Source organism: Mycobacterium parmense, assembly GCF_010730575.1.
Classification (GTDB): Bacteria; Actinomycetota; Actinomycetes; order Mycobacteriales; family Mycobacteriaceae; genus Mycobacterium; species Mycobacterium parmense.
In genome coordinates this window covers 4297802-4321285 of the sequence record NZ_AP022614.1, presented here as the reverse complement: position 1 = coordinate 4321285, position 23484 = coordinate 4297802, and the positions used below count along the sequence as shown (strand labels likewise).

At 68.2% G+C, this 23484-nt stretch carries 21 protein-coding genes, 1 pseudogene and 1 riboswitch; of the genes and pseudogenes, 12 read left to right on the top strand and 10 right to left on the bottom strand.

Annotation, left to right across the window (positions count from 1 at the left end; genetic code table 11):
• Positions 1 to 36: 36 nt before the first annotated feature.
• The 5 genes from G6N48_RS19940 to G6N48_RS19920 all read right to left on the bottom strand — a co-directional run bounded on the left by G6N48_RS19940 (position 37) and on the right by G6N48_RS19920 (position 3240).
• Complete coding sequence (locus tag G6N48_RS19940) at positions 37 to 867, bottom strand: ESX secretion-associated protein EspG (RefSeq protein ID WP_085270504.1); 831 nt, start codon at positions 865 to 867, stop codon at positions 37 to 39.
• A 103-nt stretch (positions 868 to 970) separates the two neighbouring features.
• Entirely contained in the window at positions 971 to 1258 is a 288-nt protein-coding gene (locus tag G6N48_RS19935; protein WP_085270503.1) for a WXG100 family type VII secretion target, read from the bottom strand.
• Between the two features lie 55 nt (positions 1259 to 1313).
• Positions 1314 to 1628, bottom strand: coding sequence for a WXG100 family type VII secretion target (locus G6N48_RS19930; protein ID WP_085270502.1), 315 nt, complete (start codon positions 1626 to 1628; stop codon positions 1314 to 1316).
• 95 nt (positions 1629 to 1723) lie between these two features.
• Positions 1724 to 2926 (bottom strand): PPE family protein, encoded by a 1203-nt coding sequence (locus G6N48_RS19925; RefSeq protein ID WP_085270501.1) that lies wholly within the window; start codon positions 2924 to 2926, stop codon positions 1724 to 1726.
• A 14-nt stretch (positions 2927 to 2940) separates the two neighbouring features.
• Positions 2941 to 3240, bottom strand: a complete 300-nt coding sequence (locus tag G6N48_RS19920; protein ID WP_085270500.1) for a PE domain-containing protein — start codon at positions 3238 to 3240, stop codon at positions 2941 to 2943.
• A 519-nt stretch (positions 3241 to 3759) separates the two neighbouring features.
• Here G6N48_RS19920 and G6N48_RS19915 point away from each other — a divergent pair.
• The 4 genes from G6N48_RS19915 (at position 3760) to G6N48_RS19900 (ending at position 7527) form a co-directional block, all read left to right on the top strand.
• Positions 3760 to 3945, top strand: coding sequence for a hypothetical protein (locus G6N48_RS19915; protein WP_139825892.1), 186 nt, complete (start codon positions 3760 to 3762; stop codon positions 3943 to 3945).
• A gap of 140 nt (positions 3946 to 4085) precedes the next feature.
• Positions 4086 to 4309: riboswitch (cobalamin riboswitch) on the top strand.
• Positions 4310 to 4714: 405 nt separating this feature from the next.
• A complete protein-coding gene (locus G6N48_RS19910; protein ID WP_085270499.1) occupies positions 4715 to 5902 on the top strand; it encodes a PPE family protein in 1188 nt (395 codons plus the stop codon).
• Positions 5903 to 5967: 65 nt separating this feature from the next.
• Complete coding sequence (locus G6N48_RS19905) at positions 5968 to 6996, top strand: NAD-dependent epimerase/dehydratase family protein (protein WP_085270498.1); 1029 nt, start codon at positions 5968 to 5970, stop codon at positions 6994 to 6996.
• 45 nt (positions 6997 to 7041) lie between these two features.
• On the top strand, positions 7042 to 7527 hold the full coding sequence (locus G6N48_RS19900; protein WP_085270497.1) for a MarR family transcriptional regulator: 486 nt from the start codon (positions 7042 to 7044) through the stop codon (positions 7525 to 7527).
• Position 7528: 1 nt separating this feature from the next.
• Here G6N48_RS19900 and G6N48_RS19895 read toward each other — a convergent pair whose 3' ends face one another.
• Positions 7529 to 8497: a 2-hydroxyacid dehydrogenase gene (locus G6N48_RS19895; RefSeq protein WP_085270496.1), complete on the bottom strand. Its 969-nt coding sequence runs from the start codon at positions 8495 to 8497 to the stop codon at positions 7529 to 7531.
• A gap of 248 nt (positions 8498 to 8745) precedes the next feature.
• On the opposite strand from G6N48_RS19895, the gene G6N48_RS19890 reads away from it, so the two are divergent.
• The gene (locus G6N48_RS19890; protein ID WP_085270495.1) at positions 8746 to 9603 is read left to right on the top strand and encodes an LLM class F420-dependent oxidoreductase; all 858 of its coding nucleotides are present in this window, start codon (positions 8746 to 8748) and stop codon (positions 9601 to 9603) included.
• Positions 9604 to 9607: 4 nt separating this feature from the next.
• On the opposite strand, the gene G6N48_RS19885 is transcribed toward G6N48_RS19890, so the two are convergent.
• Both G6N48_RS19885 and G6N48_RS19880 read right to left on the bottom strand, forming a co-directional pair.
• Positions 9608 to 10465 (bottom strand): LLM class flavin-dependent oxidoreductase, encoded by an 858-nt coding sequence (locus G6N48_RS19885; RefSeq protein WP_085270494.1) that lies wholly within the window; start codon positions 10463 to 10465, stop codon positions 9608 to 9610.
• Complete coding sequence (locus tag G6N48_RS19880; RefSeq protein WP_085270493.1) at positions 10462 to 11223, bottom strand: SDR family oxidoreductase; 762 nt, start codon at positions 11221 to 11223, stop codon at positions 10462 to 10464. The genes G6N48_RS19885 and G6N48_RS19880 overlap by 4 nt, the downstream gene beginning before the upstream one ends.
• A 112-nt stretch (positions 11224 to 11335) precedes the next feature.
• Here G6N48_RS19880 and G6N48_RS19875 point away from each other — a divergent pair, with 112 nt between their 5' ends.
• The 7 genes and pseudogenes from G6N48_RS19875 to G6N48_RS19850 all read left to right on the top strand — a co-directional run bounded on the left by G6N48_RS19875 (position 11336) and on the right by G6N48_RS19850 (position 21843).
• Positions 11336 to 12331 carry an Lrp/AsnC family transcriptional regulator gene (locus tag G6N48_RS19875; protein WP_232066668.1) on the top strand — a complete coding sequence of 332 codons (996 nt, stop codon included), beginning with the start codon at positions 11336 to 11338 and terminating at the stop codon, positions 12329 to 12331.
• A gap of 365 nt (positions 12332 to 12696) precedes the next feature.
• Entirely contained in the window at positions 12697 to 13098 is a 402-nt protein-coding gene (locus G6N48_RS19870; RefSeq protein WP_139825891.1) for a hypothetical protein, read from the top strand.
• Positions 13099 to 13104: 6 nt separating this feature from the next.
• A complete protein-coding gene (locus G6N48_RS19865) occupies positions 13105 to 13743 on the top strand; it encodes an acyl-CoA thioesterase (RefSeq protein WP_085270490.1) in 639 nt (212 codons plus the stop codon).
• A 14-nt stretch (positions 13744 to 13757) separates the two neighbouring features.
• Positions 13758 to 16022 carry an MMPL family transporter gene (locus G6N48_RS19860; protein ID WP_085270489.1) on the top strand — a complete coding sequence of 755 codons (2265 nt, stop codon included), beginning with the start codon at positions 13758 to 13760 and terminating at the stop codon, positions 16020 to 16022.
• Between the two features lie 166 nt (positions 16023 to 16188).
• A pseudogene (locus G6N48_RS27950) lies at positions 16189 to 17955 on the top strand (peroxidase family protein); the annotation flags it as partial.
• Positions 17956 to 17979: 24 nt separating this feature from the next.
• Positions 17980 to 19116 (top strand): catalase family protein, encoded by a 1137-nt coding sequence (locus tag G6N48_RS27945; RefSeq protein ID WP_169718452.1) that lies wholly within the window; start codon positions 17980 to 17982, stop codon positions 19114 to 19116.
• Between the two features lie 126 nt (positions 19117 to 19242).
• Positions 19243 to 21843 carry a helix-turn-helix transcriptional regulator gene (locus G6N48_RS19850; RefSeq protein ID WP_085270488.1) on the top strand — a complete coding sequence of 867 codons (2601 nt, stop codon included), beginning with the start codon at positions 19243 to 19245 and terminating at the stop codon, positions 21841 to 21843.
• 27 nt (positions 21844 to 21870) lie between these two features.
• On the opposite strand, the gene G6N48_RS19845 is transcribed toward G6N48_RS19850, so the two are convergent.
• Entirely contained in the window at positions 21871 to 22203 is a 333-nt protein-coding gene (locus G6N48_RS19845; protein WP_085270487.1) for a DUF732 domain-containing protein, read from the bottom strand.
• A 331-nt stretch (positions 22204 to 22534) separates the two neighbouring features.
• Positions 22535 to 23473 carry an SDR family NAD(P)-dependent oxidoreductase gene (locus G6N48_RS19840; protein ID WP_085270486.1) on the bottom strand — a complete coding sequence of 313 codons (939 nt, stop codon included), beginning with the start codon at positions 23471 to 23473 and terminating at the stop codon, positions 22535 to 22537.
• Between the last annotated feature and the right edge of the window lie 11 nt (positions 23474 to 23484).

Here is a 23484-nt window from a genome sequence, read left to right as displayed (position 1 = left end):
GGCATTGGTTAACGAACTCATGCGCGCATACCTCGATTAGACCACCCGCCGGTAGGAATACCACTCGGCGCCGGCGGGAAGGCGGCGGATGAGGCGCTGCACCGCTGCGCCTATGTCGCTGCGCGACCCGGGCGAGATCACTTGGTAGCGGCGCTGCCCCGACATGACGCTCTCCACGCAGATGCGGCCCGCCGGGGTATCGACGATGGACACCGACGAGTCGCCGACGACCAGGCGCGCCATCGAGTCCGGCCCCACGCCGGCCTGCAACCCCACCACCGAGGCTTGCGCCGAGCGGGCGGGATCCGCTGCGGTCGTGATGATTTGCATCTGGTCGGCGTCGAGGCGCTGCGCGGCGAGGAATGAGCGGAGGCTGGATTGGTCGCGCACCGACTCGAGCAACTGCTCGGTGTCCAGGGTGACCGGCCTCAACGGCGCCGCCTCGGCCACGCCGCACAGCCGCTCGATTTGCCCCACCACGAGTTCGCCGGCTGAGCTCTCGTTGCTGGCGGTGCCGGCAGGGTAGAGCCGGATCAGGTCGGCGTGACGCTCCAGGACCACCCACCACGTGGCGAAGCGGCAGATAGAAGCGCGCGTCGGTTCACGGCCGGGCACACCGATATTCACCAGCAGGCCCAGGTCGCGCCGCAACAGCACGGTGAGCCATTCCCGGATCATGGGATCGGCGTCACCGGCCCGGTCGATGGCGCCGGCGGCCATCAGTTCCGCTGCGACGGGATGGCGCAGCGCCCGTTCGGCGGTGTCGAGCCGAGGCAGCAGTGGCCGCAGCCCCAGCTCGGGGCAGGTCTGCTCCACACCGGTCACGGCCTGCAGCACCCACAGGCCATCGACCGTCGTTGTCAGCACGCAACTCTCACTTCACCCTGCCGCAACACCGCATCCAAGGCCTGCCCCACCTTCAACACCGCGCTGTCCCAACGCTTTCAGGTGCCGGCTCCGGTGGCCGGAATCAGAACAGGCCGTGGATGTGCTGGTCGGTGCTGATTGCGCTGTCGAGCACGTGGGAGGTCGTCTGCCCGTGCTGACGCACGGTGTCGATCAGTCCCTGCAGGCCCGACAGCATCTGCGCCTGAGCCTCGAAGAACCCCGAGGCACCGTGGCCGGCGAAGAATTCCGTCAGCGCGTTCGTCCGATTCGATGTGTCCTCATAGATCGATTGCAGCTGACCCGCGCGTGACGCGACATCCGATGCGAAGTCGGCGACGGCGCCCGGGTTGTAGGTGATCGGGTTGCTCATGGTGAACTCCTTTGAAGGCCGAAAGTGAAGTTGAAAAGTGCTGAGTGCTCAGAGATTACGAGCCGTGCTGGCCGAAAAGGGCGTTGAAGGCGTGGGTCGAATCTGCCTCGTGGCCTTCCATCAGGGCGGCCGCCTGGTTGAGCCCCTCGGCCAGGCGGGTGCCGCCGGTCAGGATCTTGTTCAGGTCACCGGCGACCTCGGTGGCAGTCACGTGCGAGGCCGTTACGGCATCGCCGGACCACGTGGCCGGATTCATCACGTTTTCCTGATTCGCGACATAGCCCTGAGCGATCGCCATCGCGTGCTCCATGTTCGCCTGAATGGCATTGGAAGTGTCCCGCAACATTTGCGGTGTCACCTTGATTGTCACTGCTTTTCTCCTTCGTGCGGTTCGCCCCCGGGTACTTGTCTAGGGTGTGGAGCGAAGTGTATGGCGGCGGTTTTGGCCTGTAAATTCACCTTTGTTCACAACCGATTGTCGACAACCCGCACTGTCGCGGGTTGTTCGGATTTGCCCCGGGAGTCGCGGTGTCCGCCCGCCGCGTGACCCACCGGCATGCCACCCATCGGCGAGCCGCCGACCGTCGTCGTCTGCGGACGGACCGCCTCGGCGCCCAACGCCCCGCTCGGCCGCAACCCGACCGGACGGCCGCTGGCGGAGGAGTCGAAGGCACTGACCGGGCGGGTGAAGCTGGTCGCCGACACCCCCGCGCCGCCCAGCGAGGCGCTCCCGCCGCTCGCGCCCATCGAGGCTCCCGCCTCGGCAGCCGAGATCCCGCCGGTCGCCGATGCCGCCGAGGCACCGGGGGCTGCCGCGCCCATGCCCAGACCCCCGGAGTTGGTGAACATGCCCATGAGCGGCTGCATCGCCTGCATCGGCGCCTGCATCATCTGGGCGGGAGCCTGCAGCGCCTGGGGCACGGCCTGCATCATCGACTGCATGGGCTGCATGAGCGTCCCGAGCTGGCTGCCGGCGTCCTGCCCGGCCGATGCCGATTGACCGGCGCCGGTGGTGCCCGACTGGACGCCCTGATATGCGGCGCGCATGCCGTCACCGGCCGCGGTATCGGCCGCCGCCTGGCCGACCGCCGAAGCGGCCTCCGCCGGAGCCGCGGGCGAAGCGCCCAGGCCGGCGACCGGCGGCGGGATCGCCAGGCTTTCCGCCAATGCCGTCAAAATCGCTCCGTAGCTGGCGCCGACCGCCGAGTTGTTCGGCCACATCACGCCGAAATACTCAACGTCCAGCGACACGATTCGCGGGGTCAGCGCTCCCAGCACCAGCGGGTTGATGCCGTTGTCGACGCCCCACTCGTCGCGATTGGCGATGCATTCGGGCGCCGGACGCATGGCCGCGTTGGCGGTCGTGTACGCCGAGATCGCGGTTGAAACCACCGCCGGCTTGACGTCGACCCACCCGGCCAGGCCATGCAGCGACGCGTTGAGCGCGGTCACGTTTGCCGCCGACGCGGCCGATCCCGTGCCCAGCCAGCTCGCTGACGTGGCGGCGGTATTGATCGCGGAAGCGACACCCGATGCATGATGGGTTGCCGCCAGGGTCGTCCATGCGGTCTCGTTGGCCAGGTGTGTGCCCACCCCGGCTCCGGCCCCGCCCTTGAGCAACAGATCGTTCTCTTCAGGTGTACGGGCTGCCCACCCCGGATCAGCCATGCGTACTGCCCCCTCTAAAGCCCAAACGTCAACGTTCGCAACGTCTCGGTCGCGCCATACACGCCTGCGGCCATGCCCTGGGCGCCGGCGAACAGGCCCCGCTGCGCCGCGTGCTCCGAGACCACCCCCAGATAGCTGCCACCGCAGGCATTGAGCGCCGCCGCGAACATCGCCGAGTCCGGGTCGGCACCCATCGGCGTGACCCCCAGCAGCGCCGGCGCAGCGGCCGACGCGGCGGCCTGAGTCTCTGCGCTGATCGCCGATTCCGCGCCCGACGACGCCAAAACGGCTTCTGGCTGCACAGACAGAACCATGATTCCCTCCGATATGCCCCTGATCAGGACCTAGATGGAGCATTAGTGTAGTGCGCCCGCGGCGATCGCGTTTTCGGTCGCAAAAATTAGGACCGCGGGTACACGATTTCGATCACGAAATCCCGTCGGCAATCGTTGCCCAGACTCATCGGGTCGCTCGAAGCAGCGCCGGCGGGAACGGCCTGAGCTGGACTTGTGCCGGGAACAATCGCCGCGCCGGTAACCCGGCGGCATTAACTGAACCGATCACAAGCGAAATTTGCGCACCGGTGCGGGTGCACCAAGATCGACCGATACCGGTCGCGGCGTCGCTCACCCGCGCGGCGCTTCATGCTTCAGCCCGGGCCATTTCCATTCGGCCGGGCCGGCCATTCTTCGAATTACAACCCTGCGGTTCGACCGTTGGGCAGCGCGGTCGGCTTCCGGCCGTCCCGTCCGCTTGGAGGGCGCCGTGCCCGCTTGAGCGCACCGCGAAGCGGGTAATGAACCCCTAAGACGTAGTTGAGGGTGAGGATTGCCATGAGGTCCGAAGTCAAAGGGTGGCTCGCACTCCTTGGCGGCGCAGGAGTGCTGGTCCTCGCAATCGTGAGCGGTGCGGGCGCCGAGAATCCGGCGATCGGTCCGTCGATCACACCGGTGGCGAGCAGTTCGCCCGCACCGCCGCCGCCGGCTGCGGGGATCGGCGGCGCGGGCAGCGGCGGCTGACCGCCGTTCGGGTCGCTGCGCGGCCGACCCGGCCCGAACTTTGGCGCAAGGCATGCCATTTCGCGAGGGGGTCGGCGGAAACCGTTTGTAACTCTCGCGTAAACCGTGTATTTTGAGCTTCGCAGCCAGTTTGCTGAGATCGACAGATCTGAGCACCGAGCGGCGCATCGCTTCCACGGGATGGGCCGCGAGAGGGAACCCGGTGTGAATCCGGGACTGTCCCGCAGCGGTATCCGGGAACGACCGCCGTCATCGGCACTGGGAACAGCGAAGCCCGCTGATCCCGGGAAGCGACGGCCAGTAGATGCACCGAAAGCGGTGCGCGCCCGGGAGTCCGAAGACCTGCTGGCCGTGCCGGACACACCGTGTCCGGCGGCGCATCGCCCCGCGGATTGGGCGGATGTCCGGGTGCAGTGAGCGAGCTGGGCACTACCGCCGCCGCTCACACCTTGGCGACCGTCCGACGGCGATGAGCATGTCATCGGCATGGAGGACGCACTATGCGCAGTCGCCAGCACTGGTCAACTCCTGACAGGTGCCGCGCCGGCCCCGGCGGCTGAAATCTGTTGTGAATCACTAACAGCGAACCGGTAACACCGATCGGGTTTTCACCGGCAGATCACGCACGCCCGCCAAAGCTCCACTCGGGCAATCTCATACTCATAGTCAGCGGGCGGCTTTGCGCTGCCCAGCTTCCGCTGTCAAGGAGACAAATCGTGTCCGACAACGCTTCTCAACCAGTTCGTCACGTCGTCAACAGCGTGCGGCGATGAGCGACTTCGCCTCGCTGCCACCGGAGGTCAACTCCGCCCGCATGTACCTTGGACCGGGTTCCACACCCATGCTGGTCGCCGCCGCGGCCTGGAACGGCCTGGGCGCCGAATTACGATCGGCCGCATCGTCTTACGGCTCGATTCTCGGTGTCCTGACCGGCGAGCAGTGGCACGGCCCGGCGTCGGCCGCCATGGCGGCCGCGGCCCTTCCCTATGTCGTGTGGATGAGTGACGCCGCCACCCGGGCAGAGCACACCGCATCACAGGCCGAATCCGCGGCCGCGGCCTACGAAGCCGCGTTCGCCGCCACCGTGCCCCCGCCGGTGGTTGCCCAGAACCGGGTCCGGATGGCGGCATTGGTCGCCACCAACATCCTGGGCCAGAACACTGCGGCCATCGCCGCCACCGAAACGCAGTACGCCGAGATGTGGGCCCAGGACGCCGCGGCAATGTACGGCTATGCCGGCTCGTCTGCAGCCGCCACCCGGCTCGCCGAGTTCACCCTGCCGCAGCCGACCACCAGCCCGACCGGGCTCACCGCGCAGTCCGCGGCCGTCGCCGAACAGTCGACGCTGAGTCAGATGGTGGCCGCGGTGCCGACGTCCCTGCAGAGGATGGCGTACCCCGCCTCGGCGGCGCCGAGGACGCAAGCCGTGGATATCCTCCGCCTCCTGCTGACCGGGTCCGGGTCGGGCAACGACGCGCTCGACGGCTTCTGGAACACCTGGGGACCCAACGGCAACATTTGGAACACCGTGTTCTCGTCGGGGTTCTACATGCCGAGCAACACCCTGGCGCCGTTCCTGGGCCTGACCGGCGGCGAGGCCAGTGGCCAGACGGCCGCCGCGGCAGGTGAGGCCGCGGCCGGGGCGGCCGGCGAGGAGGTGGCGGGCCCGGTCGTCGGCATCGCAGGTCCGGGACCGGCGTTCGCGGCCGGACTGGGCCAAGCCGCCACGCTGGGACCGCTCTCGGTGCCCCCGAGTTGGACCGCGTCCGCGCCGCTGTCCGGACCGCTGGCGTCGAGCCTGGGCGGTACTCCGATGGTGGCCCCGCCTCCGGCCATGGCGGCGGGCCTGCCCGGAGTTCCGCTGGGCGGCGGGGCGGCCGGTCAGGGCTACGGGCGCGCCGTACCGCAGTACGGATTCCGCCCGACCTTCGTCGCACGCCCGCCGGCAGCGGGATAGCAAGGGGGTGCCGCGCCGTACCGTCGGCGTTACAGTACGTGTCGTGGACGTAACGGACGGCAAACATGGATGACGGCGGTACAACCGTGACCGGGCAGCGTGCCCTGGTCATGGGCGCGAGCGGCAACGTGGGGGCGGCCGTCACCCGCCGACTCGTTTCCGGCGGCGCCGACGTCCGGGTCCTGTTGCGAAAGTCGAGCGCTACCAGAGGAATCGACGGCCTGGACGTCCAGCGCTGTTACGGTGACATCTTCGACACCTCCGCAGTGGCCGCCGCCATGACCGACCGCGACGTCGTCTACTACTGCGTCGTCGACACCAGGGCGGAACTGCGTGACCCCGCACCGCTGTTCGAGACCAACGTCAAGGGCCTGCGCAACGTCCTCGAGGTGGCGGCGAAGGCCGACCTGAAGCGATTTGTCTTTCTGAGCACCATCGGCGCCATCGCGATCGGCACCGACGGTGCGACCGTCGACGAGGACACTCCCTTCAACTGGGCCGACCGGGGCGGCAACTACATCGAATCTCGCCGCCAGGCAGAAGATCTGGTCTTCTCCTACGTCGCGGAGCGCGGGTTACCGGCGGTGGTCACCAACGTCTCCAATCCCTACGGTCCGCCCGATTGGCAGCCGCGGCAGGGGATCTTCGTCCAGCTCGCGGCGCTCGGGAAGATGCCGTTCTACATCCGCGGCGTCGGCGCCGAGGTCGTCGGCATCGACGATGTCGCCGACGCGTTGGTCCTTGCGGCCGAACGCGGCCGGGTCGGCGAGCGCTACATCGTCTCCGAGCGGTACATGACGCAGCGGGAGCTGGTGACGTGCGCCGCACAGGCCGTCGGTGCGCGCCCGCCGCGGATCGGGATCCCGATGGCGCTCGTGTACGCGCTCGCCCGGTTCGGCGACGTCGTGCGCCCTTTGCTGCGGCGCGACTTGCCCATCAGCACGCAGAGCGCGCGGCTCATCGCACTGACCTCGCCGGCCAGCCACGACAAGGCCACCCGCGAACTCGGCTGGCACCCCGCGCCCACCGAGGAGTCGATCCGGCGCGCGGCCCACGTTTATGTCGACCGAAGTGCCGCGAAAACCGTTGTGTGAGAAGCTGCCCCAGTTCTACATCGCAAACGTGATATAACGTCGTCCATGAAGAGGCGACCCGGCGTCGACAGCGCCAACACGATCTTCGAGATGATCGACACCGGGACCGATTTGACCTGGCGTTACCTGTTGCCCAACCGACGGGATCTGAGCCCCAGCGCCGCGCTGGTGCTCAACCGGGTCCACCGCGAAGGCCCGATGCGGCTGACGGCGCTGGCCGCGGCCGAGGACACCAGCCAGCCCGCCATGACGCAGTTGGTGCAGCGGATGGAACGCCAGGGCCTGTTGGCGCGGTCGAGCGATCCCGACGACGGCCGGGCCGCGTTGGTGTCCATCAGCGACGCCGGGCGCGAGCTGTGGGATCAGCGCGCCGAAGATCGCCGGAAGCGGCTCGCCCAGCTGCTGGACGGATTGTCCTCGGAGGACGAGCTCGCCCTGTGGCTCGCCGCCCAGGTGGCGATGCCGATTCTGCGCCGACTGACGCAATCCGCGACTTCGCCCGAACCCACCGCGCCCGCGACCAGTCTCTGACTCATCGGCGCCGCGGGCGCACCACCGGCGTCACCAATTCCCCGGTTTCCAGGTACCTTTCGAGGTTGGTGATCGCCAGCAGCGCCATCGCCCGGCGCGTTCGGCCGGTCGCGCTGCCGATGTGCGGGAAGAGCACCACGTTGTCCAGGTCGAGGAGTTCGGCGGGCACGTCGGGCTCGTCGGCGAAGACGTCCAGGCCCGCACCGCCCAGCGCGCCGCCGACCAGCAGCTCGACCAGTGCTTGCTGATCCACGACGCTGCCCCGCGCGATGTTGATCAGGTAACCCTCGGAGCCCAGCGCCTCGAGGACGGCGCGGTCGACCAGGTGCCGCGCCCCGCGGTCGCCGGTGGTGGCGACCACCAGCACGTCGACCGACTCGGCGAGCTGCAACGGCGACTCCGCGTAGCGGTAGGGAGATCCCTCGATGCGGTGACGGTTGTGATACGCGATGGCACAGTCGAATCCGAGCAGTCGCGTCGCGATCGCCGAGCCGATGCGGCCCAGGCCGAGGATCCCGACCTGGAGGCCACTGACGTCTCTTGCGTACGGGAACGGCCCCTCCCTCGCCCACCTGCCCGCCCGAACGAACCGGTCAGCCGCGCCGAAACGACGCAGTGTCATCAGGATCAGCCCGAGCGCGGTGTCGGCCACGGAGTCCGACAGCACGTCCGGAGTGTTGCTCACGCCGATGCCGCGGCGCTTCGCCGTCGCCAGATCGATCAGGTCGACCCCCGCACCGTTGTTGACAATCGCCTCCAGGTTGGGCAGCGCCGAGATCGTGCCGGCGTCGACACCGGGGCTGCCCGAGGTCACCAGCACCCGCACGTCGGGCCCGTGCTCGGCGAGGAACTCCGCCCGCCGCGCACCCTCGGGGAGGCGGGGGATGTCGTAACGCGCGGCCATCTCGGACTCGAAGGTCGGCTCGAACGCGCCGACCCGCCACACACCGCTGATCTTTTTCGCCGTCACGCTTCCATCATCGTTGCCGTCCGATGAAATATCCCGGCGACGGCCCTTGTCGCATCCCTCGACGGTGCCGACCGTTCCCCCGGGTACCGCACCAGAACCGTCGCCCGCAGCGTTTACTTGCCGAGAGGTGAGAAGGCGGCACCGTCACCCGTTCTGCGATTGTCCGCCGGCCATGGAGGAGTTCCGCGCGCCGGCGGGCACGAACGGGAGCCGGGAAGCAACACCGCCCCGGCGTGGTTGCAACTCGCATGCGCATCGGAGTCGTGTTCCCCCAGACCGAGCTCGGCGGAGATCCCGCGGTCGTGAAGGCCTACGGCCAGGGCGTCGAGGAACTCGGATTCACCCACATCCTCGCCTACGACCACGTCGTGGGCGCCGACCCGGAAGTTCACCACGGCTGGGCCGGCCCGTACGACATCGACTCGACTTTTCACGAGCCGTTCGTCATGTTCGGCTACCTCGCGGCCGTCACCTCGCTGGAGTTGGTCACCGGCATCATCATCCTGCCGCAACGCCAGTCGGTGCTGGTGGCCAAGCAGGCCGCGGAGGTGGACCTGCTCACCGGTGGCCGGTTCCGGCTCGGTATCGGGTTGGGTTGGAACGCAGTCGAGTACGAGGCGCTCGGCGAGGATTTCCGCAACCGCGGCAAGCGCTCAGAGGAACAGGTCGAAGTGCTGCGCAGACTGTGGACCGAGCGGTCGGTCACCTTCGACGGGAAGTATCACACCGTGACCGCGGCGGGCCTGGCGCCGCTGCCCGTGCAGCGGCCCATCCCGGTGTGGTTCGGCGCGGCCTCGGATCGTGCCTACGAACGGGCCGGCCGGCTGGGCGACGGCTGGTTCCCGATGATGGACCCCGGACCCAAGCTGGACTACGCGCTCGAGCGGGTGCGCAGTGCGGCGACGGCCGCCGGTCGCGACGCCGATGCCCTCGGCATGGAGGGCCGGGTGAACTGGGGCGACGACCGCGACAGGGTCGCCGCCCAGATCGCCGACTGGAGGGCCGCCGGAGCCACTCACCTGTCGGTCAACACCATGAATGCCGGCTTGACGGGCGTCGACCGGCACCTGGCCGCGCTCGAGCGGGTCGCCGCCGACCTCGGGTAACTGCCTACAGCACGGCGTCGGCCAGGCGATCGACCTGGTCGAGCGACGAGACGGTGGGGTGGAACAGCAGCCGGTCGAAACCGAGATCGCGGTAGGCGCGCACCGTGTCACGAGCGTCGGCGGCGCAGGTCAGCATGTCGGCGACATTGAGCTGCGCGTAGTCCGGCTTGAACCCGTAGTAGCGGGCGAGGTGGTCGCGCCCGGACTGTACGGTCGCGGCCGGGCCGAGGGCGAAGTTGACCGACGCGTGAATCTGCGGATCGCCCGAGCGGCCGGCCTTACGCCATCCGTCCCGGACGCGGCCGGCGAACTTCTCCTGCCACGGATAGTCGCGCAGGGCGCCGGCCACCCATCCGTCGCCGAGCGTCGTGGCGCGGCGGAGGGTGGCTTGCGACCTGCCCCCGAAGAGCAACGGAATGTGCACAGGCCGAGGGCACAACGCGGTGTCGCCGGCGATGCCCTTTGCGGTCCAGGCGCGCCGCATGATCGGAACCTGCTCGTCGAGAACGCGGCCGCGGTCGGCGTACTCGACACCGACGGCGGAGTAGTCGTCCGCCCTCGACCCCACGCCGATGCCGACGACCAGCCGGTCGCCCGCGGCGTCGGCCAGGCTGGCCAGCTGCTTGGCCAGCACCGCCGGCGTATAGAGCGGCGTCAGCAGGACGTTGGTCACCAGCGCGAGGTCCGAGGTGACTCCGGCAGCCAGTGCCAGCGCGACGACGGAATCCAGGCTCGGATAGACGAGGCGGTCGATGGTGGTCACGGAGTCGAACCCGCGTCGCTCGGCGCGACGCGCCCAGTGTGTGATGAGCGGCCCCGGGACGCCGGCGACGTGGTTCGGCAGACCGATTCCTATCTTCATGAGGCTTCCTGTCCGAGGCCGGCCGCATTGACGGCGGTGAACTGTTCGGCGTAGACGCCGTCGCGTTCGGCATAGCGCAGGTCCCGTGCGGCGTCCACGACGATCTCGGTGGTCTCGGGCCGCGCGGTCAGCTGCGCCATGGTCTGCGCGACGAGGTCGTCGACGGTGATCGTGTAGTCGTCCTCCCCCGGGCCGGGCATATCGGTCTCGACACGGGGCGGCGCGATCTCGATCACCCGAATTCCCGTTTCCCGCAACTGATATCGCAGCGACTGGGTGTAAGAGTGCAACCCGGCCTTGGTCGCGCTGTACGTCGGCGCGGCGGCCAGGGGCACGAACGCCAGAGCCGATGTCACGTTGATGATCGCGCCGTGGGAGTGCGACCGCAGCGTCGGCAGCAGCAGAGAAGTCAGCGCGATGGGCCCGAGCAGGTTGGTGGCGACCACCGCCGTCGCGGTGGCGGGATCCGGTGTCGCCAGGTCCTCGGTCACCATGATCCCCGCGTTGTTGACGACGACGTTGAGGTCCGGGAAGTCGCGCGCGAGGGCGTCCGCGAAATCGCGGATCGACCCGGCGTCGCAGAGGTCCAGTTGCCGGTATCGCATTCCGGGATGCGCTGCGGCGACTGCGCGCAACGCGGCGGTGCGCCTTCCGGCGATGACGACCCGATTGCCGGCGTGGTGCAGCGCAGCGGCGAGGCCGCGGCCGATGCCGCTGCCGCCGCCGGTGATCAGGACGGTGTTGTCGCTTATCCGCATCGGTGCTCCTTTCCGCAGTCAAGAGTCGGCGCGAAGTGGCGATGTGGCCAAGCGGTGCGCCGGAATCGTCCGAATCCGACATCTAGTCCAGCCCCGCCGTAGGGTTTTGTTTGTGATCGAGCCTCTCGACGGACAGATTCTGCATGCGCTTCAGTTGTCGCCCCGTGTGCCTTTTCGCCGCATCGCCGACCTTGTGGGGGTACCCGAACAGACCGTCGCGCGCAGGTACCGAAAGATGCGCCGCGACGGCGCGGTGCGGGTGATCGGTGTGGTGAACCCCCGGGTACACGGGGAGTGCCAGTGGATCGTCCGGGTGCACGCCAGGCCCGACGACCTGCCCCGACTGGCCGAGGCGTTGGTACGGCGACCGGAGGTCACCCACGCGAACGTCATGTCGGGCTGGACCGAACTCGTCTGCGTCGTGCGCGCACCGCTGGGCGAAACCAATGACGGCCTCCTGCAACGCCTCCCGCGTACCTCCGCGGTGCTCGGCATGAAGGTCGATTTGATCCTGCACGTGTTCGGGGGCTCGTCCGGCACGCAGTGGACCGGTTACGGACATAACCTGAGCGCCGAGCAGGCCACGGCGCTGCTCGAAGCGACGGCCGGCGCCGAATCGCCCCGGGCGCCCGCGCCACCGGCGGACGACGACCAGCCCATCCTCGACGCGCTCGCCTCGGACGGTCGGACGCCGCACGCGCGCCTGGCCGAACTCACCGGCTGGTCGCCTGCCCGGGTCAAACGACGGCTCGCCGCTCTGGAAGCCTCGGCGACACTGACCTATGACCTCGAGCTGTTGCCGGAACTACTCCTCGGATTCCACGTCAACGCCATGGTGTGGCTGCGGACACCGCCGCGGCATCTGGTGCGCGTGGCCGGGCAGATCGCCGCCCACGACGAGGTCGCCTCGGTCGTGGCCGTCAGCGGTCACAACAACCTGATGGCCGTGGTCATCTGCCGCGACGTCGAGCACCTCTACCGCTACTTGGCCGAGCGCCTGGCCGTCATCGACGACGTCCACAGCTACGACGTCGGCATCCGCACCAAGCGACTCAAGCAGGCGGCCTCCCTGGTCTCGCACGGCCGGTTGATCCAGGGCCGGCGCTGACGCGGCGCCGGTGAAAGCGAGTAGTGCGCGGCGGACGGGTCGCGCCGATCAAGTAGTCCACTACGCCAACTGTGTCCGCGCTCCGTCCTCGGGTGGTGCGGCCCGGCGCCCGTCGTGTTACCGCTCGGACATTCGGCGCCCGGCTTTGTGAGGGCGGGGTGTCGCGCGCGTTAACGACTCCGCGTTCGGTGGCACGAATCGGCCGATGCAACCGCCACGCTCGTCGGTTCGCCGGCGTGCGATTCCAGTAGTTCATCGGCAAAAACAGGTAGCGCTCTACGCGTGCCCAATAAGCCCCCGGGCCCGCATGATTCTCCGCGACGGGACGATACGCGTCCTAGCCGAGACAAAAGTGGAGAGCTCAAATGCCCGCTACGCCAAACACATCCGACATGGTGGCCAATGCCGGTCAGCCTGCCGTCACCAACCCGGGCCGCGCCGAGGAATCGCTGGAGAGGCCGGTCCCGGCCGCCGACGAGGCCGCACCGGTGCAGACCGTCATCTCCGAACACCAGGTTCTCCTCGGCAGCGCGGCAGCGACGGCGGTCCCGCCTTCGTTCGAGAGCGAGCTCGAGGTCGAAGAGCCGGCGCTCGATGAACTGCATGCCGACGCAGTTGTGGCGCCCCGGAAGATCGCCTGGACCCGACTGTTCAAGAGGCGGGAAGAGGCTCGACGTGATCGGCGGGCGCGCCCCCACTACCCGGCTCGGTTCGAATCCGATTTCATTGCCGACGCCCGCATGCACCGTGAGATGTACCGGTTGTGAAGACAGATGAAACCCTCGATCCGTCTGCTTAAAATCCTGACCGCGCCCCCGGCGAGCGCCCACCACGAGGACGTGCGGCCGTCCGCGGAGGACCCGCAGGCCCAGACAGTGACGCGATGGCGCGTCCTGCCTTGTGACATAGACCTTTTCGGGCATATGAACAACAGCCGGTACGCACTGATGATGGACTTTGCGCGGGTGCACTACCTGCGCCGCGCAGGTCTGTTGACGGTGGCGCTGAAGCAGCGGTGGGTCATCCCCGTCTCGGCGGTGGCTCTGGAATTTCATCGGCCGCTCAAACCCTTTCAGAGGTTTGAGATCTCGACGCAGGTGCTGTCTTGGGACGACCGCTGGCTCTTCATGCGGCAGACCTTTCAAACACGCGAGGGTCCCGTCCGCCCCGTGGCGACCGGCTACGTCAAGACGATCATCCGCTCGCCGGCGGGCAGCGTGGCACCCGCGCAGCTCGCCCGGCTCGTGTGCGGCCGCGACGTGGATCCCCCCGCGTTGCCTGACGAGTTGTGGGCACGTTTCAGGACGCCCCCCCGGGCCACCTCCCGTGAACCCCATGCCTCCGAAGGCAAGCGACTTCAGGATGTTTCGCGTGTCGACGTCGGCCTTCGGCGCCACGCGGTGGCCCGCTGAACGGAGGATTCATCGTGTTCTCGGCAATCACCAGATTCGCCATCGCCGGTCCGCGGCGCGTCATCGCGGCGGCGGTGCTGATCACCATCGGTGCGGCAATCTTCGGTCTGCCGGTGGTAAAGGAACTGCCCGCCGGGGGTTTTCGAGACCCGACCTCGGAATCCTGGCGGGCGTCACGATTGCTCTCCGACAAGTTCGGTCACGGCGATATGCAGCTGGTCATCTCCGTCAAATCAGATGCCGGCGAACAAAGCGCTGCGGCGCGCGCCGCAGGTACCGGGCTCGTCGCGTGGCTGCGCACCTTCCCCTTCGTCGCCGACGTGGAGTCGGCCTGGACGGCGCCACCGCAGGTGGCAACGGCCCTGGTGAACGAGCGAGGCGACACCGGCCTGGTGATCGCCGGGATCACCGGGGGTGAGGCGGGGGCGCAAAAACACGCCGAGGCTTTGGCCGAAGCCGCGCCGCATTTCGACGGTGTAAGTGTCACTTTCGGTGGGGAGGTCATGGGCTACGTCCAGGTCACCGACCAAACCGAGAACGACTTGCTGCTCATGGAGGTCATCGCGTTCCCGCTGATGTTCGTGGCCTTGGTCTGGGTGTTCGGCGGAGCCCTCGCGGCTGCGCTGCCACTGGCGGTCGGAGGGACCGCCGTCGTCGGGTCCATGGCGGTTCTGCGCCTGATCTCCTACATCACCGACGTGTCCGTGTTCGCCTTGAACGTCACGCTCGCAATGGGACTCGCCCTGTCGGTGGACTACACGTTGCTCATCATCAGCCGGTTCCGAGACGAACGGGCCCTCGGCGCAAGCCTCGACAAAGCCCTGCTGCGCACCATGGCCACGGCCGGGCGAACGGTGCTGTTCTCGGCGACCACAGTGGCCCTGTCGATGGTCTCGCTGGCGCTGTTCCCGATGTACTTCCTGAAGTCCTTCGCTTACGCGGGCGTCGCGGTGGTCGCGTTCGCCGCCTTCGCCGCCATAGTGCTGACACCTGCCGCCATCGTGCTGCTCGGCCAGAGACTCGACGCTTTCGACCTGCGCCGCGCGCTCAGGCATCTGCTCCGGCGGCCGGAACCAGCGCCGCGCCCGATACAGGAAACGCGTTGGTATCGCTGGACGAAATTCGTCATGCGGCACGCGGTTCCGGCCGGGTTGTCGGTGGTGGCCCTCCTCCTGGTGTTGGGCGCGCCGCTGCTGGGAATCAGGTGGGGCTTTCCCGACGACCGAGTTCTTCCGAGCAGGTTTTCGGCACGTCAACTTGGAGACGAGTTGCGTAGCGACTTCGCGGTCAACTCCCAGACCGATGTCTTTCTGGTGATTCCCGATTCGGTCGGAATATCCGGCGCAGAGCTGAACGACTATGGCGCCGCGCTGTCCCGGGTGCCCGGTGTGCTGTCTGTGTCGACGCCGGTCGGCGCATTCGTACACGGACGCATCGCCGGGCCTCCCGTAGCCGCATCCGGGCTGAAGGACGGCAGCGCGTTCTTCACCATCAGCACCAACGTGCCGCTGTTCTCCCCGGCGTCGGAGGCGCAACTCGAGCGGCTGCACGAAGTCACGCCGCCGGGCGGCCGGACCGTCGAGCTGACCGGCAGGGCCCAGATCAACCATGACAGTTCCCATGCCGTCACCTCGAGGGTGCCGCTGGTGCTGTGCATCATCGCAACGATCACGTTCGTGCTGCTGTACCTGCTGACCGGCAGCTTCGTCCTCCCGGCAAAGGCGCTGATCCTCAACGTCTTGTCGCTGAGCGCCGCGTTCGGGGCGCTGGTCTGGATCTTCCAGGACGGTCACCTCGGTGCGTTCGGCACCACCGCCACCGGCACCCTCGTGGCCAACATCCCGGTGCTGTTGTTCTGCATGGCCTTCGGGCTCTCGATGGACTACGAAGTATTCCTGATCGCCCGTATCCGTGAGCACTGGTTGAAATCCGCTCAGACGCGGGCCGACAACGACGAGAGCGTTGCACTGGGCCTGGCCCGCACAGGCCGGGTGGTGACGGCCGCGGCGATATTGATGGCGATCACGTTCACCGCGTTGACGTCCGCGCAAGTCTCGTTCATGCGAATGTTCGGCCTCGGAGTCTCACTGGCGGTGGTCGTCGACGCGACCCTGGTCCGGATGGTATTGCTCCCGGCGTTCATGCGCGTCCTCGGACGCCTCAATTGGTGGGCGCCGCCGGCAGTGGCGCGGCTCCACGGGCGAATCGGCCTCAGCGAATCCGCAGGCATGTCTGCCCTTCCAGCACCGGAGCCCGCGGCCAGCAGCGCGGTCGCATAGGACCGTGGTGTCGACACCCGCAAAACAAGGGGCGCGCGCGGCAATGTCGCCTGTTACGGTTCGAGCTGTTAAGCCAGCGTCTTGAGGACGGGAGCGGCGTGTTCGCACGACTGAGTGGTTGGGCGGCCTGTCCTGCCGGAAACTGCGCGGCAAAGACCGCTCCGCGATGACGCGGGCACGGCGGTTGGCCCGGCTGGCAGAGGCGACCGATCGCCTGGTCGGCTGGTATCGCCTGCCCAAGCCGCTGGGGCTGGCGGTGTTGATCGGCCTGCGGCAACGGTTGCGGGCCGACAACCTGTTCGACACCGGGCGCGGTGCGGCCGATCGGCCCCCGACCACCCTCGCCGGTCGCACCGATTTCAAGACGGCCCGCACCCTCGACGGCACCCACAACGACCTGCGGGACCCGCTGATGGGCTCGATCGGCAGCCGGTTCGGCCGCAACGTGGCGCCCGAACTCACCCATCCCGAGCCCACCGAGCGGTTCTGGGAGCCGAATCCCCGCCTGGTCAGCCGTGAGCTGCTGACCCGCGAAGAATTCCAGCCGGCCACGACGTTGAATCTTTTGGCCGCGGCATGGATTCAGTTCGAGGTCCACGACTGGCTGAGCCACGACACCACCAACAGCCGGCCGTTCGAGGTCCCCCTGGAACCCGACGACCCGTGGCCCCGGAAAGACAGGCCGATGAAGATCCGCCGGACCGCCCCGGATCCGAGCCCCGACGGCTCCGGGCCGCCGACCTTCGTCACCGCCGACACCCACTGGTGGGATGCTTCCCAAATCTACGGCAATACAACGCAATTCGCTGACGGGCTGCGCGCCCACTCCCAGGGCCGGCTGGGACTGGACCAGCACGGGCTGCACCCGGTCGAGCTGGAGAGGTTTCTCGCGCCGCTGGGCAACAAGAACAACTTCTGGGTCGGCCTGGCGATGTTGCACGCGCTGTTCCTGCGCGAGCACAACGCCATCTGCGAGCGGCTGGCGTCGGCGTATCCGGCGATGACCGACCAGCAGCTCTACGACACCGCCCGGCTGATCAACGTCGCGCTCATGGCCAAGGTCCACACCCTCGAATGGACACCGGCGATCATCGCCCACCCCACGAGCCAAGCGGCCTTGCACGCCAACTGGTTCGGGCTGCTCGGCGAGCGGTTCGACGAGGCCCACGGACGGGTCTTCGCCGACGAGGTGCTGCAGGGTATTCCGGGCTCCCCGACCGACTTCCACGGCGTTCCCTACTCGCTGACCGAGGAGTTCGTGGCCGTCTATCGCTTACACCCGCTCATTCCCGACGACTACGAGTTCCGCTCGGCGCGCGACAACAGCCTGTTGAAGACTTGCCGGCTGCCGGACCTGACCTATCAGCACGTCCGCGAACGCCTCGACGAGTTCTCGATGCCGGACCTGTTCTACTCCTTCGGCACGGCCAACCCCGGCGCGGTCACCCTGCACAACTTTCCCAAGTACTTGCAGTACTTCGACCGGCGGCCCCGCGACACCCCCATCGACCTCGCCGCCGCCGACATCTTGCGCACGCGCGAACGGGGCGTGCCGCGCTACAACGCATTCCGCCGGGCGCTGCGGTTGAAGCCGGCGGCCACCTTCGACGAATTGACCGACAACCCGCACTGGGCAGAGCAACTGCGCCAGGTCTACCAGGACATCGAACGCGTCGACTTGATGATCGGTCTCTACGCCGAGCCCAAGCCGCCGGGATTCGGGTTCAGCGACACCGCTTTTCGCATCTTCATCCTGATGGCCTCGCGGCGGCTCGAAAGCGACCGGTTCTTTACCCGCGACTTCCGCCCGCAGATCTACACCGACGTCGGGATGACCTGGATACGGCAGAATTCGCTGCGCACCATGCTGCTGCGGCACATGCCGGAGCTGGAGCCGTCGCTGCGCGGCGTGTCCAACCCGTTCGCGCCGTGGCCGGTAGCCGGCCCGGCGCCGTTGGTGGCGCGGCCGGCCCCCGCCGTCAGCGCCCCGCCCGGAGACGCGCCCTCGCCCTACCTGCGCTATAGCGACCGTCTCGAACAGCCCGCCCCGGGCGAAGACCTCGACATCGCCCGCATCATCGAGAAATTGACTCGTGCCAACGAGCGCGTGTACCGCAGATACGGGCACGCGCTGCGCGACGCGCATGCCAAGAGCCACGCCATCCTGCGCGGCAGGCTGACCATCGAGGGCGACCTGCCGGTCGAACTCAAGCAGGGCCTCTTCGCCGACGCCGCCACCTACGAGGTGATCGCGCGGCTGTCGAGCACCGCCGGAGTGCTGCGCAGCGACCAGGTCCGCGGCGTGCACGGGTTGGCGATCAAGGTGCTCGGCGTGACGGGGGAGCGCTGCCTGGCCGACGACGACGCGGACACCCAGGACTTCCTGCTGGTCACCCATAAGGAATTCCCGTTCAAGGACGTGAAGGACTATCTCGAGAAGGGCATGCCGCTGGCCGGGCTGCTGGTGCGGTTGTCCGACCGCCAGCTCGCGTTTGTCATCTGGGTGCTGCGCCTCGCCGAACCGCTGCTCGCTTTCTTGGGCAGGCGCCTCCCGCTGCCCATGCAGGTGTTCATCGCCCCCAACGACAACATGCTGGGCATGGACTTCTTCTCCGCGGCACCGATCCGGTGGGGCGACTACGTCGCGAAGTTCAAAGTCGTGCCGGGCTCGGCCAACCTCAAGCCTTTCGCCGGCCAACCCTTGTCGCGAACGGCCGGGCCCGAGGCCTACCGGGAAATGATGGTCGACTTCTTCAGCACCGAGGCGGCCGAGTATCACCTGTGCGCCCAGCTGTGCACCGACCTGGCCAGCATGCCGATCGAAGATGCCACCGTCGAGTGGCCGGAAACGCAGTCTCCCTACGTGCGCGTCGCCACGCTGACGTATCCGCAGCAGAATCCCTACACCGATGCGCGCAGATATTTCGGTGACGAGGTGCTCGCCTTCAACTCCTGGCGTGGCCTGAGCGCCCACCGGCCGCTGGGGCCGATCAACCGCATGAAGCTGCGTGTCTATGACGCCTCCAGCCAGTTCCGGCACCGGAAGAACCGTGCGCGGTCGTTGGAGCCCACGCACGGCGACCTGCCCGACTGACCCACCGTGCCGGCGGCTGGGTGGGGGCCGCCAACCACAAACCGCACCCCATCTCGTCGGCAAATTTTCCGTCTGGCCGGATTTTTTTGCCGGGCAGATCGGACCGCCAACACTTAAACTCCGCTCATGGCCGGCAGTTGGCAGTTGCTGGATCGCCCGGTCGAGCAGCAGACGATACGCGCTGCCCTGACCGGAGTCGATGGTTGCGGCGTGCTCGTGATCGGTGCGGCGGGGGTCGGCAAGACCACGCTGGCCCGGACAGTGACAAAAGCGCTGGCCACCCCGGTGCACTGGGCCGCATGCACCGAAACCTCGCGCGGCATCCCGCTGGGCGCGTTCGCGCAGTGGGTCGGCTCCACCGGCGCGCGCGATCCGATCGCCCTCTTGAGCCAAGCCCGCGGATCGATCGTCAGCAGCTCGGATGCGGTCATCGGCGTCGACGACGCCCACTTGCTCGACCAGCTCTCGGCCACTTTGCTGCACCAGATCGCCGCCGAAGGCGCCGGGCACATTGTCGCCACGGTGCGCAGCGGGGAGCCCGTTCCCGACGCGGTCACGTCGCTGTGGAAAGACGGCTATATGGAGCGGCTCGACTTGCAGCCGTTCAGCAAGCAGCAGAGCATCGCGCTGGTCGAGACGGTGCTGGGCGGCACCCTCGAGGAACTGTCCGCCGAAGTCATGTGGGAAGCCTCCGGCGGTAACCCGTTGTTCCTGCGGCACCTGGTCGAGGGTGCCCTGGAGGCAAACACCCTGAGCAGCGTCAACGGTGTGTGGCAGCTGCGCGGACCGACCACGGTGTCGGCGGGGTTCGCCGACCTGCTGGAGGACCGCTTCAAGCGTGCCGGGGAAGCGGCTGTCCGAGCGCTGGAGTTGCTGGCGCTGTGCGAACCCCTCGAGATCGGCACCCTGTCCGACCTGGCCGGCGAAGCGGCCGTCGACGCCGCGGAAGCGCAGGGCCTGCTGCGGATCGTGCGGGACGGCAATCAGGTCAACGCCCGGATCAGCCACCCCCTCTACGGTGAGGTGATCCGCCGCCGGATCGGCACCGCATCGGCCCGCAAGTTGCGCGGGCGCATCGTCACCGAGCTGAGCGCGCAAGGAATCGAATCGGCGGCGGAGCGGATTCGGCTGGCGCAGCTGTCCATCGACAGCGACAAGCCCCCCGACAACGACCTGCTGGTGGCGGCGGCCAAGGACGCCGTGTTCCTGGCCAACCTACCGCTGGGAGAACAGCTGGCGCGCAGCGCTTTCGAGCGCGGTGACGGCTTGCGCGCGGCGGAGCTGCTGTCGCGGGCGCTGCTGTGGCAGGGGCGGCCACGCGAGGCGGACGCGATCCTCGCCAGCTTCGAACCCGACAATCTCGACGAGCTGCAGCTCGTCCTCTGGGGCATCCCGCGGCTGTCGATCCTTTTCTGGTCGATGGGTCAGGTACAACAGGCCCATGAGGTCTTGGCTCTGCTCAACCGGCGGGTCACCCACCCGGCCCTGCGGCTGATCGTCGAGGCGACCGGTGCGGCGATGGCGGTGCACGAGAACCGGTTCGACACCGGGTTGCCCGCCGCCGAGGCGGTGCTGAGCAACCCCGATGCGCCCAAGCAGGCCGTGGACTTCGCGGCCTTCGCGGCCGGCCTGGCGCTGCCGGTGGCCGGGCGCGGCAGCGAATACGAACCCATCGCCGCCCGCTGCCGTGCCGAACAGAAGCCGACCGACGGCATGATCCGCGTCATGGTCCGTTACTGCGACGTGCTGGCGCTGACCCACACCGGACAGCTCGACCAGGCGGACCGGCGGGTCGCGGAATATACCCAGTTCTCCTCCGAGGGACAGTTTCTCGGCTGGGCGATCGCCAAGATCGCGGCCGGGCTGGTCGCCACCTACCGCGGCGACTTTCCCGGGGCGATCTCGTCCATCGAACAGGCGCTCGCCGCGCTCAACGCCGAAACGTCGCTGCCCTGGCGGCTTCCGGGGCGGCTGCTGCTGGCGCGGGCCTACGCCGCGCTGGGTCAAACCGGCCAGGCCGAACGGGTGCTCAACGACGCGACCGAACACACCGGACGCCAGGTGGAGCTGCACGAGCCGCAGCGGATGATCGCCGAGGCCTGGCTCAAGGCGGCCGCCGGCGGCGAGCGAACCGCGGCCGAGGCGGCGCGCCGTGCCGCACAGGCGGCCCGCCAGGCGGGGCAGTACGCCCTGGAAGCCGAAGCCCTCCATCATGCGGCCAGGTTCGGGGACCGCGGCGTCGCGGAGCCGCTGGCGGCTCTCGTCCCGGAATTGGACGGCTCGGTGGCCAAGCTGTACCTGCGCCACGCCACCGCCGTCGCCGACGCCGATGCGGACGCCCTCGACGCGGTCAGCGGGGATTTCGAGAACGCGGGACTCCTGCTTTCGGCGGCCGACGCCGCCGCGCAAGCGGTCCCGATGCACGATCAGGCCGGGCAGCGCCGCCGGAGTGCCGAATCCGCCGGGCGGGCTTTACACCTGGCCGCCCTGTGCGGCGGGGCCATCACCCCGGCGATCCGGTCGGCGGCGCGCCCGCTGCCGCTGAGCCCGCGCGAGCGGGAAATCGCCTCGATGATCGCCGAGGGCCTGTCCAACCGCGAAATCGCCCGCAGACTGCACGTTTCGGTGCGGACCGTGGAGGGCCACATCTACCGCGCATGCATCAAGCTGGACGTGTCGGATCGCGACGATCTCGCCGCGATCGTGGCGGGCAGCCCCCGGTCCTGACCGGCCCGGACCCGGCGGGCCCTCTCGTCACTTAGCGGCCGGCTTGTTGGAATTGTGGTGACTCGGGCAGTATTCCGCCGTGGCCGCACCGACAAAGAGCTGGGCTTGGTCCTTATCCAGCCGATGTGAGCCCGTGAACTGGGTTATCTCGTCGTTCTGGGTGAATCCGGCGTCCAGGTCCTGACACATCACCTGCGCCATCTTCGCGGTCTGTGCGGTGGTGCCAAGGTGGATGCCCGCCGAGTTCAGGTAATTGCTGAAGTCCGCGTCCGTACTGTCGGCGCTCGCCACGGCCGTGGGCACCACCAGGGCGGTCAGCAGCGCACCTAAGGCGATGACACTCGTCTTCTTCGTGATCATTTCCGTGCAGCTCCCTCTCACATCGAATCAACTCGGGAAATCGACTCGGGCCCGCGTCGGCCGAGGCGCGTGAAGACTGCGCTGTCCACCCTTCCTCGGGCCAACGATGCATATATGCAACTGTTTCCTACGGGCAGATGTTATTGAAGCATGTTCCGGATGCGCGCGCATCCCGAGACCGGATCTGCCCGCGCAGACCGGCAAAGCTGCCTTGCTTTGCGCAGCGGCCCGGAATTTCCCTCACGGTGACCGGATTGCCAGGGAAAGTTACGCGCAAATGGCGAATGCCTGAACCTTTGCTGAGTCGGCAGTGGGCGCCGGCGATCTCATCTCAGACCCGTGCGGAATCCAGCAGTTCGGCGGTGGCCTCCCACAAGCGCGCCTCGCGGATTCGGTCGTGCGCGAACGCCTTCACCGCCCGCTCCCTGTCTTTGACGACGAACGCGCCGTCGCGCAGATGCGCCCAGCGATCGTCCAGCACGACCGACGCCAACGCCGGGCCTGACCGCGCCGGCGACGAAACACCTGGGACGCGCTGCACGAGGCGGCCGATGCGTTGCAGGCCGACACCCCGCTCGCGCCCCAGGCCGGTGCCCGGCATGAACCCGGGTTCGAACACCGTCACGCTGATGCCCGCCGGTGCTCTGCGTTGCAGCTCGTGCGCGTAGTAAAGGATCGCGAGCTTGGAGGTGGAGTAGGCGATCCCGCCCAGTTCGAGTGTGGCGGGCTCGTCGGCGGGTGTGGGCCGGGCCAGCTCGATCGGATCGCGCCAGCGTGCCGGCGGCACGTGCAGCACGCGGCGAAAGACGTTCTGGTGGTACGTGTTCGACCCCAGCAGCACGATGCGGGCGGGCGCGGCGAAGGAGCCGAGGAGGTCGCCGACGAGCCGGGCGTGGGCAAGGTGGTTCACGGCGAAGGTCAGCTCGTACCCGTCCGCCGACGTGGTGTGGGTATCGATCATCCCGACACCGGCGTTGGCGATCAACCCGCGCAGGGGGCGCACCGCGGACGAGTCCAGCAGCCGCTGGACCGTTTGCCCCGCGCTGCGCACATCCGCGAGCCGTGAAAGGTCGCAACCGATCTCGCGGACGGTCGCCCCGGCCGCGCTCGCCTCCCGCGCTACCTCGCTCAGGTGCCGACCGGGTCTGCCGACCAACAGCAAGTCGGGGCGCTCGGCCGCGGGGCGACGCGCGAGCGCCAATGCGGTGGCCCTGCCCAGTCCGCTGGTCGGCCCGGTGATGAGCACGGAGCCGGATGCAATCGGGTTCATGGCAAGGAGTC